At 67.1% G+C, this 14,994-nt stretch carries 17 protein-coding genes; 15 read left to right on the forward strand and 2 right to left on the reverse strand.

The features are described from left to right. Positions 1-21 precede the first annotated feature (21 nt). The 8 genes from lepB (at position 22) to M7H19_RS10615 (ending at position 7,446) form a co-directional block, all read left to right on the forward strand. Positions 22-1,038, forward strand: a complete 1,017-nt coding sequence (lepB, locus tag M7H19_RS10580) for a signal peptidase I (protein WP_298180333.1) — start codon at positions 22-24, stop codon at positions 1,036-1,038. Between the two features lie 4 nt (positions 1,039-1,042). Then, complete coding sequence (locus M7H19_RS10585; protein ID WP_298180294.1) at positions 1,043-1,885, forward strand: ribonuclease HII; 843 nt, start codon at positions 1,043-1,045, stop codon at positions 1,883-1,885. After that, positions 1,882-2,205 carry a DUF2469 domain-containing protein gene (locus M7H19_RS10590; RefSeq protein ID WP_298180296.1) on the forward strand — a complete coding sequence of 108 codons (324 nt, stop codon included), beginning with the start codon at positions 1,882-1,884 and terminating at the stop codon, positions 2,203-2,205. The genes M7H19_RS10585 and M7H19_RS10590 overlap by 4 nt, the downstream gene beginning before the upstream one ends. Before the next feature lie 190 nt (positions 2,206-2,395). Next, positions 2,396-2,788: a YraN family protein gene (locus tag M7H19_RS10595; protein ID WP_298180335.1), complete on the forward strand. Its 393-nt coding sequence runs from the start codon at positions 2,396-2,398 to the stop codon at positions 2,786-2,788. After that, the gene (locus M7H19_RS10600; RefSeq protein ID WP_298180298.1) at positions 2,789-4,297 is read left to right on the forward strand and encodes a YifB family Mg chelatase-like AAA ATPase; all 1,509 of its coding nucleotides are present in this window, start codon (positions 2,789-2,791) and stop codon (positions 4,295-4,297) included. It abuts the gene before it with no gap. Then, the gene (gene dprA / locus M7H19_RS10605; RefSeq protein WP_298180302.1) at positions 4,297-5,451 is read left to right on the forward strand and encodes a DNA-processing protein DprA; all 1,155 of its coding nucleotides are present in this window, start codon (positions 4,297-4,299) and stop codon (positions 5,449-5,451) included. The genes M7H19_RS10600 and dprA overlap by 1 nt, the downstream gene beginning before the upstream one ends. Positions 5,452-5,519: 68 nt before the next feature. Further along, entirely contained in the window at positions 5,520-6,536 is a 1,017-nt protein-coding gene (locus M7H19_RS10610; protein ID WP_298180304.1) for a tyrosine recombinase XerC, read from the forward strand. Further along, entirely contained in the window at positions 6,508-7,446 is a 939-nt protein-coding gene (locus tag M7H19_RS10615) for a FliA/WhiG family RNA polymerase sigma factor (RefSeq protein ID WP_298180306.1), read from the forward strand. The genes M7H19_RS10610 and M7H19_RS10615 overlap by 29 nt, the downstream gene beginning before the upstream one ends. A 21-nt stretch (positions 7,447-7,467) precedes the next feature. On the opposite strand, the gene M7H19_RS10620 is transcribed toward M7H19_RS10615, so the two are convergent. Further along, the gene (locus M7H19_RS10620; protein WP_298180308.1) at positions 7,468-8,058 is read right to left on the reverse strand and encodes a M23 family metallopeptidase; all 591 of its coding nucleotides are present in this window, start codon (positions 8,056-8,058) and stop codon (positions 7,468-7,470) included. A gap of 476 nt (positions 8,059-8,534) precedes the next feature. Here M7H19_RS10620 and rpsB point away from each other — a divergent pair, with 476 nt between their 5' ends. The 7 genes from rpsB to rlmN all read left to right on the forward strand — a co-directional run bounded on the left by rpsB (position 8,535) and on the right by rlmN (position 14,633). After that, entirely contained in the window at positions 8,535-9,371 is an 837-nt protein-coding gene (gene rpsB, locus M7H19_RS10625; RefSeq protein WP_298180310.1) for a 30S ribosomal protein S2, read from the forward strand. 41 nt (positions 9,372-9,412) lie between these two features. Continuing rightward, positions 9,413-10,231, forward strand: a complete 819-nt coding sequence (tsf, locus tag M7H19_RS10630) for a translation elongation factor Ts (protein WP_298180313.1) — start codon at positions 9,413-9,415, stop codon at positions 10,229-10,231. Positions 10,232-10,338: 107 nt separating this feature from the next. Then, positions 10,339-11,088: a UMP kinase gene (pyrH, locus tag M7H19_RS10635; RefSeq protein ID WP_298180315.1), complete on the forward strand. Its 750-nt coding sequence runs from the start codon at positions 10,339-10,341 to the stop codon at positions 11,086-11,088. Between the two features lie 2 nt (positions 11,089-11,090). Further along, positions 11,091-11,648: a ribosome recycling factor gene (gene frr / locus M7H19_RS10640; protein ID WP_298180317.1), complete on the forward strand. Its 558-nt coding sequence runs from the start codon at positions 11,091-11,093 to the stop codon at positions 11,646-11,648. Next, complete coding sequence (locus M7H19_RS10645) at positions 11,648-12,538, forward strand: phosphatidate cytidylyltransferase (protein WP_298180319.1); 891 nt, start codon at positions 11,648-11,650, stop codon at positions 12,536-12,538. Before frr ends, M7H19_RS10645 begins: the two co-directional genes overlap by 1 nt. A 190-nt stretch (positions 12,539-12,728) precedes the next feature. Beyond that, on the forward strand, positions 12,729-13,508 hold the full coding sequence (locus M7H19_RS10650) for a class I SAM-dependent methyltransferase (protein WP_298180321.1): 780 nt from the start codon (positions 12,729-12,731) through the stop codon (positions 13,506-13,508). Positions 13,509-13,511: 3 nt separating this feature from the next. Then, positions 13,512-14,633, forward strand: a complete 1,122-nt coding sequence (gene rlmN, locus M7H19_RS10655) for a 23S rRNA (adenine(2503)-C(2))-methyltransferase RlmN (RefSeq protein WP_298180323.1) — start codon at positions 13,512-13,514, stop codon at positions 14,631-14,633. A gap of 79 nt (positions 14,634-14,712) precedes the next feature. Here rlmN and M7H19_RS10660 read toward each other — a convergent pair whose 3' ends face one another. After that, positions 14,713-14,973: a DUF2631 domain-containing protein gene (locus tag M7H19_RS10660; protein ID WP_298180325.1), complete on the reverse strand. Its 261-nt coding sequence runs from the start codon at positions 14,971-14,973 to the stop codon at positions 14,713-14,715. Positions 14,974-14,994: the final 21 nt, after the last annotated feature.

The raw sequence follows: 14,994 nt of genomic DNA on the forward strand, positions 1-14,994 counted from the left end.
TCTGACGACGTGGTGGAGTCAGTGCCTTCGAACGCTGCGGAAGACGAGCCGGGTCGTCCCGACGACGAGAACGAACCGAAGGCGTTTACGAACGCCGCCTCATCGGAGTCGGGCGATCCGCCTCCTTCCGGAGCGCGGGCGTCCGCTGACTCCGAGATGTCCGAGACTTCCCGAGGCTCCGGTAAGTCCGAGGCACAGGGGGCGGCGAAGCAGAAGAAGCAGCGTTCCTTCTGGAAAGAGCTGCCCATTCTCATCGTCGTCGCGCTCGTGCTGGCTTTTTTCATCCAGCAGTTCGTCGCCCGGGTCTACATGATCCCCTCGGGTTCGATGCAGCAGACACTGCACGGCTGCCCCGGATGTACGCCGGACCGGATCCTTGTCGACAAAGTCACTTATCACTTCACCGATCCGGCCCCCGGTGACGTCGTGGTCTTCCGCGGCCCGGGTCCGTGGGTGGAGGACGACCCGCCGACGAACTCGTCCGACAACCCGATCGCGGGTTTCTTCCAGAACATCGGGTCCGCGTTCGGACTCGCCCCGCCCGATGAACGGGACTTCGTCAAGCGCATCATCGCCACGGGCGGACAGACCGTCGAGTGCTGTGACGAGGAAAACCGGGTCATGGTCGACGGTGAACCGCTGCATGAGCCGTACATCTACTGGCAGGGCGAGCGCGAGCAGCCTGAGTTCGGACCCGTGACGGTGCCGGAGGGAACCCTCTGGGTGATGGGCGACAACCGCAACAATTCCGCCGACTCCCGGTACCAGGGTGGCGGTGGTGAACGCGGTGTCGTGCCCGAGGAGAACATCATCGGCAAGGCGCGGCTCATCGTCCTGCCCCCGTCCCGCTGGGACGTGGTGAGCGATCACAACCCGCAGGAATCCGCCGAGACGGCGGCGATGAGTGCGCCCGCCTGGCAGCAGGGACTACCCTTGGCGGCGGGTGTGCTGGCTGCCTGGCCCACCCTCTTTGTGAGCCGGAAGATCGGCGCGGGAACGCGCCGGGTGGTGACGAGGTTGGTTGGACGGGAGCGATAGCGCAGTGAGCGCTGACAGCGTGGGCGTGCTCCGTCCACCTCGCGCCGTCATTCGTGGTGCCACGTCGTGGGCGTTGCAAGCCGCCCTGGACCGACGGGGGCTGGGGCCTGTCGCCGGCGTGGACGAGGCGGGACGCGGGGCTTGTGCGGGGCCGCTCGTGGTGGCCTCGTGCGTGTTGCGTTCCGGTGACGGGGCGAGGCTATCCGAGCTCACCGACTCCAAACTGCTCACTCCGCTGGCGCGGGACCGCGTGTACGAGCGGATTCTGCGTCGGGCGCTGGATTACTCGATCGTCGTGGTCCCTCCGGCCGAGATCGACGTGAGGGGTATCCACACCGCCAACATCGAGGGAATGCGACGCGCGGTCGCGGGACTCTCGCAGCGACCGGGTTACGTGTTGATCGACGGTTTTCGCGTGCCGGGCTTACCCGCACCGAGTGTTCCGGTGTTGAAGGGAGATCGCGCGGTGGCCTGTGTCGCGGCGGCTTCGGTGCTCGCGAAGGTGACGAGGGATCGGATCATGGTCGGCCTGCACGCCGAGCATCCGATGTACGGATTCGACGTGCACAAGGGGTACACGACCGCCGAGCATCGGACGGCTTTGGCCGCGCACGGGCCGTGTGAGGCGCACCGCTGGTCGTTCACGAACGTAGCCTCCGCGGCGGCCGCGCACGGCATGCGTCCGCCTCGGCGGGTTCTGCTCAGTGCTGCCGCTTTGCAAGCGGGAGCTGCCGCTGGTACGTATGCCGGCGCGGCGGCGGGTGCCGGTACGGCGGTAGTGAGCGAGAATGGAGCTTCTGCCGACGACGAATTGCAAGGCGCGCGAGGAGGGGCTCGAGTTTCATGAGCGCAGAGGATCTCGAGAAATACGAGACCGAGATGGAACTGTCGTTGTACCGCGAGTACCGCGACATCGTCGGGCAGTTCTCGTACGTCGTGGAGACGGAGCGGCGCTTCTACCTGGCCAATGCCGTGGACGTGCAGGTACGTGACGGCGGTGGCGACGTGTATTTCGAGGTGCGGATGTCGGACGCATGGGTGTGGGACATGTATCGTCCGGCACGCTTCGTCAAGAACGTCCGGGTGATCACCTTCAAGGACGTCAATGTGGAAGAGCTCGACAAGCCCGAGCTGCGACTGCCCGAGGACGGTCCGTTCAGCGCCTGATCCGGGGCACGGCGGCGTCGTGCTTTAGCACCGTCGGGCCGTGCCGTGTTCGGTGCTGTGGCGAGTTGTCCACAGGGGGTCGGTTGTCCACAGGCCTGTGATCGTGGCCTGGTTGTTCCGGTGTTCGTGCTGGCAGCGTGGTCTGCGTACCGGGAGAAGCCGAGCATCGGGGGTGAGGCGTGTGAGCGCCGTGGACGCTGTGGGTGCCGTGAGCACCGGAGCGCGAGGGGGATCGCGGGCCGCTCTGGGACGGCGCGGTGAGGACCTGGCTGCCGAGCATTTGCGGCGCCAAGGATTGGTGATCCTGGAACGTAACTGGCGGTGCCGCGAGGGGGAGTTGGACATTCTCGCCACCGACGGCAGGACGCTCGTCGTGTGCGAGGTGAAGACCCGTTCGGGCCGCGGTTACGGGAGTCCGGCCGAATCCGTCACCCAGGACAAGCGCCACCGCATCCGCAGACTGACTTTGCGCTGGCTGGCGGCTCGTCGGGTGGCGTGGTGCCCGTTGCGCTTCGATGTGATCGCCATCGAGTACCCGCAGGACGGGCCGCCTCGTCTTCAGCACCTCGTGGAGGCGTTCTGAATGGCGCTGGCGCGAACCTGGTCGATCGCCTTACTGGGCATCGAAGGGCAACTGGTCGAGATCGAGGCGGACATCGGTGCCGGCATGCCTGGCACCAAACTTGTGGGTCTGCCCGACCCCGGTCTGCGTGAGGCCAAGGACAGGGTTCGGGCCGCCGTCCGCAACAGCCGCCAGAGCTGGCCCGACACCAAGGTTACTCTGGGACTCTTCCCCGCGAATCTGCCCAAGGTCGGTTCCTCCTACGACCTCGGTATCGCCGTCGCCGTGCTCGCCGCGTCGGCGTCTGTGCCCGTGAACAAGCTGGGCGGCACGGTTCTGCTCGGGGAGCTGGCATTGGACGGGCGGCTTCGCAGTGTTCCCGGAGTGCTTCCGGCGCTGCTGGCGGCGCGAGGAGTCGGGTACCGGCGTGCCGTCGTTCCCGCCGAGTCGGTACCGGAGGCGGCACTCGTCGACGGAGTCGAGGTGTTCGGCGCTCCCACTCTCGCCGATGTCGTCGACTGGCTGCGCGGGGAGGCGGAGTTGTGCCGACCCGATCCGGTCGAGCCGACCGGCACGCGGACCGTGCCCGATCTGGCCGACGTGGTGGGTCAGCCGGAGGCTCGGTGGGCGTTGGAGGTCGCGGCGGCGGGTGGACACCACTTGCTGCTCACCGGGCCGCCCGGAATCGGCAAGACCATGCTCGCTACTCGCTTGCCGGGATTGCTTCCGCCGCTGTCGAAGGAGGAAGCGCTGGAAGTAGCGGCCATCCGGTCGGTGGACGGTTCGTTGGACAGGTCGTCTCCGCCGACGTGTGTGCCGCCGTTCGTCGCGCCTCATCATTCGATCTCCCCGGCGGCCTTCGTCGGAGGTGGCAGTGGTGTCGCGACTCCGGGAGCCATCAGCAAAGCCCATCGAGGGGTTCTGTTTCTCGACGAAGCCGCGGAATTCGGATCCGAGCGGCTGGAAGCCCTGCGGACGGTGCTCGAGGAGGGGGAGATCCGCCTCGCCCGGATCAAAGGCGTCGTGCGGTATCCCGCTGCGTTCCAGTTGGTGCTTGCGAGCAATCCCTGCCCGTGTGCGCCGCCTCGGGAAACGGACTGTACGTGCACACCGGCCGCGCGGCGGCGGTACTCGACCCGGTTGTCGGGGCCGCTGCTCGACCGGGTGGACTTGCGGGTGCGAATGCGGCCGGTCACTGCCATGAGGCTCCACGACCTTCAACCTCCCGAGTCCACCGAGCAGGTGCGGCAACGTGTCGTGGCGGCACGGGAACGCGCGGCCGCGCGGTGGGCCGACCACGGGTGGCGGGTCAACGCCGCCGTGCCCGGTCCTGTTCTGTGGCGGGAGTTCGCTCTGCCCCGAACGACCACGGCCGTGGTGGAGCGCGGTTTACAGCGCGGAGCGCTCACGGCGAGGGGCGCTGATCGTTGTTTACGCGTCGCCTGGACGTTGGCCGATCTCGCCGGAGCGCCCCGGCCCGATGCCGACCACGTGGCGTCCGCCCTCGAATTCCGGGAACGGAGGGCGTGATGACCGATGCCGAGCGTCTCGCCCGCGCCTACCTGCTTCGCGTCGCCGAACCACCAGCGCTCGCCCTACACCGGTTCGTCGCTGAGCACGGTCCCGTCGAGGCGGCGGACCGGGTGCGTGAAGCGGCTGTGCCCGAGTCCGTGGCCGCCGAGACGGCCGCCCGTCGGGATCTCGATCGTGCCGAGCACGACTTGGAGAGCGCGGCGGAACACGGTGCGAGGTTGGTGATTCCCGAGGACGACGAGTGGCCCGCATGGCCGTTGTTGTCGTTGGAGGTCGCGAGCGGGCGGGGAGTGAAGGGCATGGCCCCGCCGCTGGCGTTGTGGGTTCGTGGCTCCGCATCGCTCGACGACGCGCTCGACTCCGCCGTTGCGATCGTCGGCGCGCGTGCGGCCACCGACTACGGCGAAAACACGGCAGCCGAGTTCGCTTACGAACTCACCGATGCGGGGATGACCGTCGTGTCCGGCGCCGCCTACGGCATCGACGGCGCGGCTCATCGGGGATCGCTCGCGGCCGACGGCGTCACCGTCGCGGTGCTCGGGTGCGGTCTTGATGTGGGTTACCCCGCGGGGCATGTGCGACTGCTCGATCGAGTGGCGCAGTGTGGTGCGGTCGTGTCGGAGTATCCGCCCGGAACACAGCCGGCACGTCATCGCTTCCTGGTCCGTAACCGCCTCATCGCCGCCTTGTCGGCGGGCACCGTCGTGGTCGAGGCAGGCTGTCGCAGCGGGGCCCAGAACACGGCTGCCACGGCGGGAACTCTCGGCAAGGTGGTCATGGCGGTGCCAGGACCTGTGGGGTCGGCGCTGTCGGTGGGGTGTCATCGCCTGATCCGTCGTTCTCACGCCGTATTGGTCGACTCCGTCGCCGATATCGTCGAAAGCGTCGGCAGCGTGGGCAGCGGGCTCGCCGACCACGGTGACGGCCCGCGGCGTCACACCGATGGTCTGGACCCGGAAGCTCTGCGTGTGTTCGAAGCGCTGCCCAGCCGTGGAGGCCGTTCGCCCGAAGCCGTGGCCATGGAGTCGGGTGTGGAGCTTTCCCGGGTACGGGCACTGTTGCCCGCTCTGGAACTCGACGGACTGGTACAGCGGTCCGACAACGGGTGGCGGCGACGACCGAGGCGTATCACCGGACCGACGAGGGGATGACGATCACGATCCGGGTCCCGCGCGTGGCGATGCTTGACTAGGAGAGCCCGGCAGCGCAGCGTCATGGCATGACGACAACGGGTCCTCGTAGTGGGGCGCGTTCCAATGTGGCCAGGCTCCGCGCCGCCCTTCCTCCGCGGTCGGCGGAAATCGTGGCCGACTACGAGGACTACCTGCGTGACGAGCGCATGCTGTCGCAGCACACCACCCGGGCCTACATCGGTGATGTGGTGTCACTGCTGGCATTCCTCCACGGAGTGAACGCGGATGACGCCGGCGACCCGAGTGCACACGACGAGCGGCTGGACACCGGATTGGACGGACTCGGCGTCGGCGTACTCCGGGCTTGGCTGGCGCGGCAACGCGAGGAAGGACGCAGCCGAACCACCTTGGCACGCAGGGCGGCATCGGCGAGGACTTTCACAGCGTGGGCCCATCGACGTGGACTGTTACCGTCCGATCCGGGCACTCGGCTGGCATCTCCCCGCCCACATCGAAGGCTTCCCGGCGTATTGCGTGCGGACGAAGCCGCCGAACTCATGCGTGTCGGCGAGGTCGGAGCTGACACCGGCCACCCTGTCGCATTACGCGATCACGCCCTGATCGAGTTGCTGTACGCCACAGGTGTGCGAATCTCAGAACTGTGCGGACTCGACATCGATGACGTCGACTTCGATCGCCGGGTCGTCCGCATCCTGGGAAAGGGGAGGAAACAACGAATGGTGCCGTTCGGCCTGCCTTCGGAGCGCGCGCTTCGGTCATGGCTGCGGCGGGGCCGTCCGGAAGTGGCCACCGCCGACTCCGGCGCGGCTCTCTTCCTCGGTGTTCGAGGAAAGCGGGTGGACCCGCGAACGGTACGTCGTGTCGTGCACGACGCGGTAGCGGCTGTGCCCGGCGCCGCTGACATCGGGCCGCACGGGCTTCGGCATTCCGCGGCCACCCACATGCTCGACGGCGGAGCTGACCTTCGCAGCGTTCAGGAACTGCTCGGTCACGCTACGCTGGCGACCACGCAGCTCTACACTCACGTGACAGTCGAGCGGCTGAAGGCGATCCATGACCAGACCCACCCCCGTGCCCAGTGAGGCCGCCAGCGCCGAGGTGGCCGCGGCCCTGCCGCAGGATGGGCAAGGAAGCGGACAGGTCATGACCGCATCAACCACCGAGGAACCCCACACTCCTCTTCAGCCGGGTGCGCGCACGGACACCGGTGACGAGAACACCGCCGAATCCGCCATCCAGGCCCTGTGGAAGGAGTTCGTACGCTCGCCGAGTCAGCGCGTCCGCGACCGGCTCGTCCTGCACTACGCTCCGCTCGTCAAATACGTGGCTGGACGGGTGGGCACGGGCCTACCCACACACATCGACGTCGCCGACCTGATCCAGTCGGGCATCTTCGGCCTGGTCGACGCCATCGAGAAGTTCGACCCGGAACGCGGGCTGCGTTTCGAGACGTACGCGATGCAGCGCATCCGCGGCGCCATCCTCGACGACCTGCGTTCCCAGGACTGGGTGCCCAGAGTCGTGCGCAGCAGGGCCCGGGAGGTCGAGCGTGCTCACGAACGTCTGGGGGCACGACTGCGCCGAACCCCGACCGACGCGGAAGTCGCCGCCGAACTGGGCATCACGCTGCGGGAACTACGCGACCTGTACGGCCAGTTGCGGTTGACGAGTGTGCTCGCGCTCGACGACCTCATGGGCCCGAGCAGGGACAACGGCAACAGCATGGGTTCACCCGCCGACACCCTGCCCGACGACGGAGCCGTCGACCCCGTCGCCGTACTCGTCGACCAGGACAACCGCAAACAGCTCGCCGAGGCGATCGCGCAGCTCAACGAGCGTGACCGCATCGTGGTCAGCCTCTACTACTTCGAGAATCTGACGTTGGCCGAGATCGGCAAGGTGCTCGGGGTCACCGAATCGCGTGTCAGCCAGCTCCACACGCGTGCTGTGCTGCGGCTTCGAGCCAAACTCGTCGAGAACGCCAACACCTGAACATCCGAACAGCGTTCGAGTTCACAGAGCCGGACCGGCCGTCCCCTCCCAAGGCTTGAGCCGGAGGGGCGCGTCGGGGACGACGAGCCGTAGCGGGTCGAGGTAGTGGGTCTCGCCGGTGCCACCGTGTCGCACGCCCCAGTGCAGACACGCTTCGACTCGGCACCCGTCGTGCCCGGGCTCGACGACGCCGATGACCTGGCCACGGTGGACCCGTTGCCCGGACGACACCGACCACCGCACGGGCTCGTAAGTCGTCCGCAGGCCACCGGGATGGTCGATCGAGACGACGCCGCGTCCGGCCACCCGGCCCGCGAACACGACCCGTCCCTCGGCGGAAGCCAGTACGTCCTGTCCTGGCACGGCGGCCAGGTCGACACCGCGATGCCCGGGCCCGTACGGACTCGACGGGCGATGGAAGGGACGTGTCACGGACGGCCGACCGGCCAGGGGCCAGGAAAACCGTGGTGCTTCGGCCGTGAGGTCGAGAGCGCGTTCGATCGGGGTGTCCTCGGTTCCTCGTGCCTCGGCGGACCCCGGCGTGAAGAACCCCGTCGACCCTGCCGACACCGCGGACACCGCGGACACCGCCGTGAGGATGCCGACACTCACCAGAGCGGTGGTGAGCGCTGTTCGGACTGCTCGCGGTCTGCTTCTCGGTGAAAGGGTCGGCATAGCGACCAGCGTGGCCGTGGAGAAGGAGAAGGCGGAAGCCCGATTTCTCAGCTTGTGGACAACCGTGTCCGTGCGCCGCGAGGCCCGACCCGACGGGGACCGAAGGCGGTCGAACCTGTGGATAACCGGCCGCCGAGTCGAGGTCCTGCCACGTGGCGTCGTACACTGGTTCTCGCAGTCTGTGTGCACACAGACTGACTTCGCGTGCACGTGCGCGTTCCGCGGTACCGGACGGTGACCGTCACTGGGCGGCGGCGCGGAACACGGGTGCTCGGCGGTCTCCACGGGCGGTGAGTCCCGCGGAGTCCGGGCGTCCGCACGGCACCAGGGCGGAGGATCACCCGGTTCTCCGCGACAACCGGCCACGCGTGCCCTCGCGGCACGCTCAACACAGAAGAGGTGCGAATCCGGCCATGGCCGTCGTCACCATGAAGCAGTTGCTCGATTCCGGCGTGCACTTCGGGCACCAGACCCGCCGCTGGAATCCGAAGATGAAGCGCTACATCCTCACTGAGCGCAACGGCATCTACATCATCGACCTGCAGCAGACGCTGTCCTACATCGACCGTGCCTTCGAGTTCGTCAAGGAGACGGTCGCCCACGGCGGCACCATCCTGTTCGTCGGCACGAAGAAGCAGGCGCAGGAAGCCATCGCCAACGAGGCGGGGCGCGTCGGCATGCCCTTCGTCAACCAGCGCTGGCTGGGCGGCATGCTGACCAACTTCCAGACCGTGCACAAGCGTCTGCAGCGGCTCAAGGAGCTGGAGTCGCAGGAGCAGACCGGCGGCTTCCAGGGCCTGACCAAGCGCGAGATCCTCACGCTCACGCGGGAGAAGGACAAGCTGGAGCGGACCCTCGGCGGTATTCGCGACATGTCGAAGGTTCCCAGCGCCGTGTGGATCGTGGACACCAAGAAGGAGCACATCGCCGTCAACGAGGCGCGCAAGCTCAACATCCCGGTCGTCGCGATCCTCGACACGAACTGCGACCCCGACGAGGTCGACTACCCGATCCCGGGCAACGACGACGCCATCCGCTCGGCCGCTCTGCTGACCAAGGTCGTCGCCGAGGCCGCGGCCGCGGGTCTGATGGCGCGTTCCGGCCGTAACAGCGCGGCCGCGGAGGGCGAGGACAAGCCCGATGCTGGTTCGACGTCGGACCAGCCGCTTCCCGAATGGGAGCAGGAGCTGCTCGCCGGTTCCGAGGGCTCTGCCTCCGAACAGTCGAGCGAACAGACCACTGCTTCCTGACCACTTTCCCGCGCACCGCACGAAGGAACGGACAACGCACGATGGCGAACTACACCGCGGCAGACGTCAAGCGCCTCCGCGAGCTCACCGGCTCGGGCATGATGGACTGCAAGAAGGCCCTGGAGGAGAACGACGGCGACTTCGACAAGGCCGTCGAGTACTTGCGCATCAAGGGCGCCAAGGACGTCGGCAAGCGTGCTGAGCGCGCGACCGCCGAGGGGCTCGTCGCCGGTGACGGCGGCGTGTTGATCGAGCTGAACTCGGAGACCGACTTCGTCGCCAAGAACGAGGAGTTCGGCGCGCTGGCCGACAAGATCGTCGAAGCGGCGAAGAAGCTGCGCAGCAGCGACGCGGAACAGCTCAAGGGCGCCAAGCTGGAGGACGGCAAGACCGTCGCCGACGCGATCCAGGACCTGTCCGCCAAGATCGGCGAGAAGCTGGAGCTGCGCCGCGCGGTCGCCTTCGACGGGAAGGTCACCACCTACCTGCACCGTCGTGGTGCCGGGCTGCCCCCGGCCGTCGGCGTGCTCGTCGAGTACACGGGCGACAACGCCGAAGCGGCCCACAACGCCGCGCTGCAGGTGGCGGCGCTGAAGCCGAAGTACCTCTCCCGTGACGAGGTGCCCGCGGACGTCGTCGAGAACGAGCGGCGGATCGCCGAGCAGACCGCTCGGGACGAGGGCAAGCCGGAGCAGGCCATCTCGAAGATCGTCGAAGGCAAGCTCAATGCCTTCTACAAGGACGTCGTGCTGCTGGAGCAGCAGTCGGTCACGGACAGCAAGAAGACGGTGAAGGACCTGCTTGACGAGGCGGGTGTGACCGTCACCCGGTTCGCGCGTTTCGAGGTCGGCCAGGCATAGCCTTGGCAAATAGGCGACTGTGCCCCGTCTCCCGCCAGATCAGGAGGCGGGGCACAGTTGTGAAAAGCGGCAGCACACACCCCAGCACTAGAGCGGGCGGAGGCGAAATGAACGAGGACGGTACCGGCAGGTCGAAGCACGGTTACCGGAGGGTGCTGCTCAAGTTGGGTGGGGAGATGTTCGGCGGTGGTTCCGTCGGCGTCGACCCCGATGTGGTGCACTCGGTGGCTGCGCAGATCGCCGATGTCGTCCGTAACGGCGTGCAGGTGGCCGTGGTCATCGGGGGTGGCAACTTCTTCCGGGGCGCCGAGTTGTCACAGCGCGGGCTGGACCGTGACAGGGCGGACTACATGGCCATGCTCGGCACGGTCATGAACTCGCTGGCGTTGCAGGATTTCCTGGAGAAGGAAGGCGTGCCCACCCGTGTGCAGACGGCGATCACGATGGGGCAGGTCGCCGAGCCCTACATCCCGCGTCGTGCCGAGCGGCACCTGGAGAAGGGCCGGGTCGTGATCTTCGGTGCGGGCACCGGGATGCCGTACTTCTCGACCGACACCGCCGCTGCCCAGCGGGCATTGGAGATCGGTTGTGACGTGGTGTTGATGGCGAAGGCCGTCGACGGCGTTTACTCTGCTGATCCGCGTACGGACCCCGGCGCGAAACTGTTCGACGAGATCGCCCATCGCGAGGTTCTGGAGCAGGGTCTCAAGGTCGCCGATGCCACGGCCTTCAGCCTGTGCATGGACAACAACATGCCGATCATCGTGTTCAACCTTCTCACCGAGGGCAACATTGCTCGGGCGGTGAGTGGTGAGAGGATCGGCACATTGGTCAGTACACCAACACATCTGGAGTAGCCGTGATCGACGAAGCCCTCTTCGACGCCGAAGAAAAAATGGAGAAAGCGGTCTCCTTCGCCAAGGAGGAACTGGCGTCGGTACGTACCGGTAGGGCCACTCCCGCGATGTTCTCGCGCATCGTTGTGGAGTATTACGGAGCGCCCACGCCGCTCAACCAGCTCGCGAGCGTCAACATCCCCGAAGCCAGGATGGCCATCATCAAGCCTTACGACGGTTCGCAGCTCGCGGCTATCGAGAAGGCGATCAGGGAATCCGACCTCGGGGTGAACCCGACGAACGACGGCAGCATCATCCGCGTGGTGATTCCTCAGCTCACCGAGGAACGCCGCAAGGAAATGGTCAAGGTCGCGAAGAGCAAGGGCGAGGAGGCCCGGATCTCCATTCGCGGCGTGCGGCGCAAGGCCAAGGAAGAGCTCGACCGGATCGCCAAGGACGGCGAGGCCGGTGAGGACGAGGTCGCCCGTGCCGAGAAGGAGCTGCAGAACCTGACGGACCGTTACGTCCACCAGGTCGATGAGCTCGTCAAGAACAAGGAAGCCGAGCTCCTCGAGGTCTGATGACAACAGTGAGCGACCACCAGGGTGAGCGCGAGAGCGCGGCGGAACCCGGCGGGTCGGCGGATCCTAGCGGGAAATCGTCCAGAGCCGGGCGTAACCTTCCCGCGGCCATTGCTGTCGGGGTCGCGTTGGGCGCGGCGATCCTGGGGTCCTTGTTCACCGTCCGCTATCTGTTCATCGGCATCATCGCGGCGGCGATCGTGGTCGGCACTGTCGAGCTGGCGTCCGCGTTCCGGCGATCGGCGGGTATCAGGATCGCGCTGGTTCCCGTGCTCGTCGGTGGCCAGGCCATGATCTGGTTGGCGTGGCCGTTCGGGCAGCAGGGCGCGATGACGGCGTTCGTCGTGACGGTGATCGGGTGTCTGCTGTGGCGGCTGCCCGCGGGCGCGGACGGCTACCTGCGTGATGTGAGCGCCTCGGTGTTCGCGGCAGCGTATCTGCCGTTGTTCGCGTCGTTCGCCGCGATGCTGGTGCCGCCCGAGGACGGGGTCGGCCGAGTGCTGTCGTTCATGATCGTTGTCGTGGCGTGCGACACGGGCGGCTATGTGGCCGGAGTGTTGCGCGGCAAGCATCCGATGGCGCCGACCATCAGTCCCAAGAAGACTTGGGAGGGCTTCGCGGGTTCGCTCGTCGCCGGAGTCACTGGCGGAGCGTTGTCGGTGATGTTGTTGCTCGACGGCCATGCGTGGGAGGGCGTCCTCTTCGGCGCGGCTGTCGTGCTGTCGGCCACGCTCGGCGATCTCATGGAGTCGCTGCTCAAGCGTGATCTCGGGATCAAGGACATGGGCAACACCCTGCCGGGTCACGGTGGGCTGATGGACCGGCTCGATTCTCTGCTGCCGTCGGCCGTGGTGTCCTGGCTGTTGCTCAGTGCTTTCGTCCCGGTGTAGTTGTCTCGGATCCCGGCCGTGGGTTTTCTTTCCCGCGGCCTCGCTCGCGTCGAGAACCCGGGCAGGAGTGGTCGGTCACGGCGAACGCTGACCTGCCCGGGTCCGTGGGCGCACTGCGGTGTGTCTTCGCGAGTTCTGCTGCTGACAGTTCTGGTCGTATTACTTCGCGTGGCGAATTAGGCTTGGGTACGTGAAAATCTTTGGCCGCCGAGTGGAGGTTGTGCCAAGTCCTAACATCTGGTACCACACCGAGCTCTACGAGCGGGAGAACGAGGCTCAGGACGTCGACGACGTGCTCTGGGAACACCTCGCAGCGCAGGTGCCTTGGCCTGCGGCGGACGTCGTGGACGTGGGCTGTGGCGACGGTTTCCATCTGCTTCGGTTCGCCGCGACGGCCAGCTCGGTCGTCGGTGTCGAACCGCACCCTCCGCTGGTGCGTAGGGCACAGAGCCGGGTGGCCGGACATCCCCGGATCAACGTGTTGCGGGGTACGGCACAACGGTTGCCGCTGCCCGACGCCAGTGTCGATTTGGTTCACGCGCGTACCGCGTATTTCTTCGGTCCCGGGTGCGAGCCGGGACTGCGCGAGGCCGATCGGGTGCTGCGGCCGGGAGGCGCACTCGTGGTGGTGGATCTCGACACCCGTAAGCCGCCCTACGGTGACTGGATGCTGGCCGACATCCCTCATTACCGGCCTGACGAGGTGGACCGGTTCTTCGAGCGAGAGGGATTCGCGTGCCACCGGCTCACCACGCGGTGGTGGTTCCCGGACCGCGCGAGCATGGAGGCGATCCTGCGTATCGAGTTCAGTCCGAGGGTGGCCGCGCGGGCCGTGGTGGAGACCGTGCGGCTCAACCGTGGCCGGACAGACGGCCTGGAGCTGCCCGTGGGCTATCGGGTGCTGGTACGGCGTAAGCCCGTGGGGGTGCGGGCGGCGAAGGCGTCGGCCGGACGTGGGACACTTGTCTGAGTCATGACTGCATTGCCTCTGGTTTTCGACGCTCCCCGCCGTGGCCTGCCTCGGCGGCATCTCGCCGACCTCACCCTCTCCGAACGGGCGGAGGCCGTGACCGAGCTGGGGGAGAAGCCCTTCCGCGCCAAACAACTGTCGCATCATTACTTCTCGCGCCTGACGGTGGACCCGGAGGCGATGACCGACATTCCCGCGGCGTCGCGACGGAAGCTCGTGGACGAGCTGATGCCGTCACTGCTGACGCAGGTGCGTGCCGTGGACTGCGACGGGGGCAGTACGCGCAAGACATTGTGGCGCGCTCACGACGGCACCCTGGTGGAGAGCGTCCTCATGCGCTATCCGGACCGGGCCACCCTGTGTATCTCGAGTCAGGCCGGTTGCGGCATGGCGTGTCCCTTCTGCGCGACAGGGCAGAGCGGATTGACCCGTAACCTCTCGACGGCCGAGATCGTCGACCAGGTACGTGCCGCCGCGGCGGTGATGAGGGACGGGCTGATGCCGGGTCCGGACGGAACACCGAAGCCGGGCAGGCTGTCGAACATCGTGTTCATGGGCATGGGGGAACCGCTGGCCAACTACAAGCGGGTGTTGGCGGCGGTGCGGCGCATCACGGACCCCGCTCCCTCCGGGCTGGGCATCTCGCAGCGCTCGGTGACGGTATCCACCGTGGGCTTGGCGCCGGCGATCCGGAAACTGGCCGACGAGGGCCTACAGGTGCGGTTGGCGGTGTCGCTGCACACGCCGGACGACGAACTGCGCGACGAGCTGGTGCCGGTGAACAACCGCTGGTCCGTCGACGAGGTTCTGCGGGCCGCTCGCTACTACGCCGACCGGACCGGGCGGCGCGTGTCGATCGAGTACGCGTTGATCCGGGACGTGAACGACCAGCCGTGGCGTGCCGACCTGCTGGCGGAACGTCTGCGGGAACATCTCGGCCGGCTCGTGCACGTCAACGTCATTCCTTTGAACCCCACGCCGGGCAGTAAGTGGGACGCCAGTCCGAAGCCCGTGGAACGGGAGTTCGTACGCAGGGTCAACGCCGGTGGCGTGGCCTGCACGGTGCGGGACACCCGCGGTCAGGAGATCGCGGCGGCCTGTGGCCAGCTCGCGGCCGATGAATGACCGGAAGGCCTCGAACCGAGGCCTTCCGGTCGCTTCGGCGCCGTGGACGATGGAGCCCTGGCCTTGTTCTACCTGCGTCCTACCTGCGCCAAGCGGTGCGGCTGCGCCTGATGTCGAACAGCACGCCCAGGATGAGAGTGGCGCCGATGACGATGAGAACGATGTCCTCGGTGCGGTTCTCGTGGTTTCCGTAGAGCATGACGAACATGAGAATGCCCGTAACGAGGGCACCGGCTCGCGTGGCCTTGGGGAAGGAGCCGTGCCAGCCCCACTCGGCCGACGGCTCGTCCCTCGGGTCGACCTCCGTACCGGTGCGCTTCTCGACAGCCTTGCCTGCCACGATCACTCCTCACCTGCGCCC

Origin of the sequence: Saccharomonospora sp., assembly GCF_027317685.1 — a bacterium.
In the GTDB taxonomy this organism is placed as follows: domain Bacteria; phylum Actinomycetota; class Actinomycetes; order Mycobacteriales; family Pseudonocardiaceae; genus Saccharomonospora.

Coding starts and splice junctions, on each gene's coding strand:
- M7H19_RS10590 (WP_298180296.1), top strand. CDS start 1,882: ATGAGCGCAGAGGATCTCGAGAAATACGAGACCGAGATGGAACTGTCG.
- M7H19_RS10600 (WP_298180298.1), top strand. CDS start 2,789: ATGGCGCTGGCGCGAACCTGGTCGATCGCCTTACTGGGCATCGAAGGG.
- dprA (WP_298180302.1), top strand. CDS start 4,297: ATGACCGATGCCGAGCGTCTCGCCCGCGCCTACCTGCTTCGCGTCGCC.
- M7H19_RS10610 (WP_298180304.1), top strand. CDS start 5,520: ATGACGACAACGGGTCCTCGTAGTGGGGCGCGTTCCAATGTGGCCAGG.
- M7H19_RS10615 (WP_298180306.1), top strand. CDS start 6,508: ATGACCAGACCCACCCCCGTGCCCAGTGAGGCCGCCAGCGCCGAGGTG.
- rpsB (WP_298180310.1), top strand. CDS start 8,535: ATGGCCGTCGTCACCATGAAGCAGTTGCTCGATTCCGGCGTGCACTTC.
- tsf (WP_298180313.1), top strand. CDS start 9,413: ATGGCGAACTACACCGCGGCAGACGTCAAGCGCCTCCGCGAGCTCACC.
- pyrH (WP_298180315.1), top strand. CDS start 10,339: ATGAACGAGGACGGTACCGGCAGGTCGAAGCACGGTTACCGGAGGGTG.
- M7H19_RS10645 (WP_298180319.1), top strand. CDS start 11,648: ATGACAACAGTGAGCGACCACCAGGGTGAGCGCGAGAGCGCGGCGGAA.
- rlmN (WP_298180323.1), top strand. CDS start 13,512: ATGACTGCATTGCCTCTGGTTTTCGACGCTCCCCGCCGTGGCCTGCCT.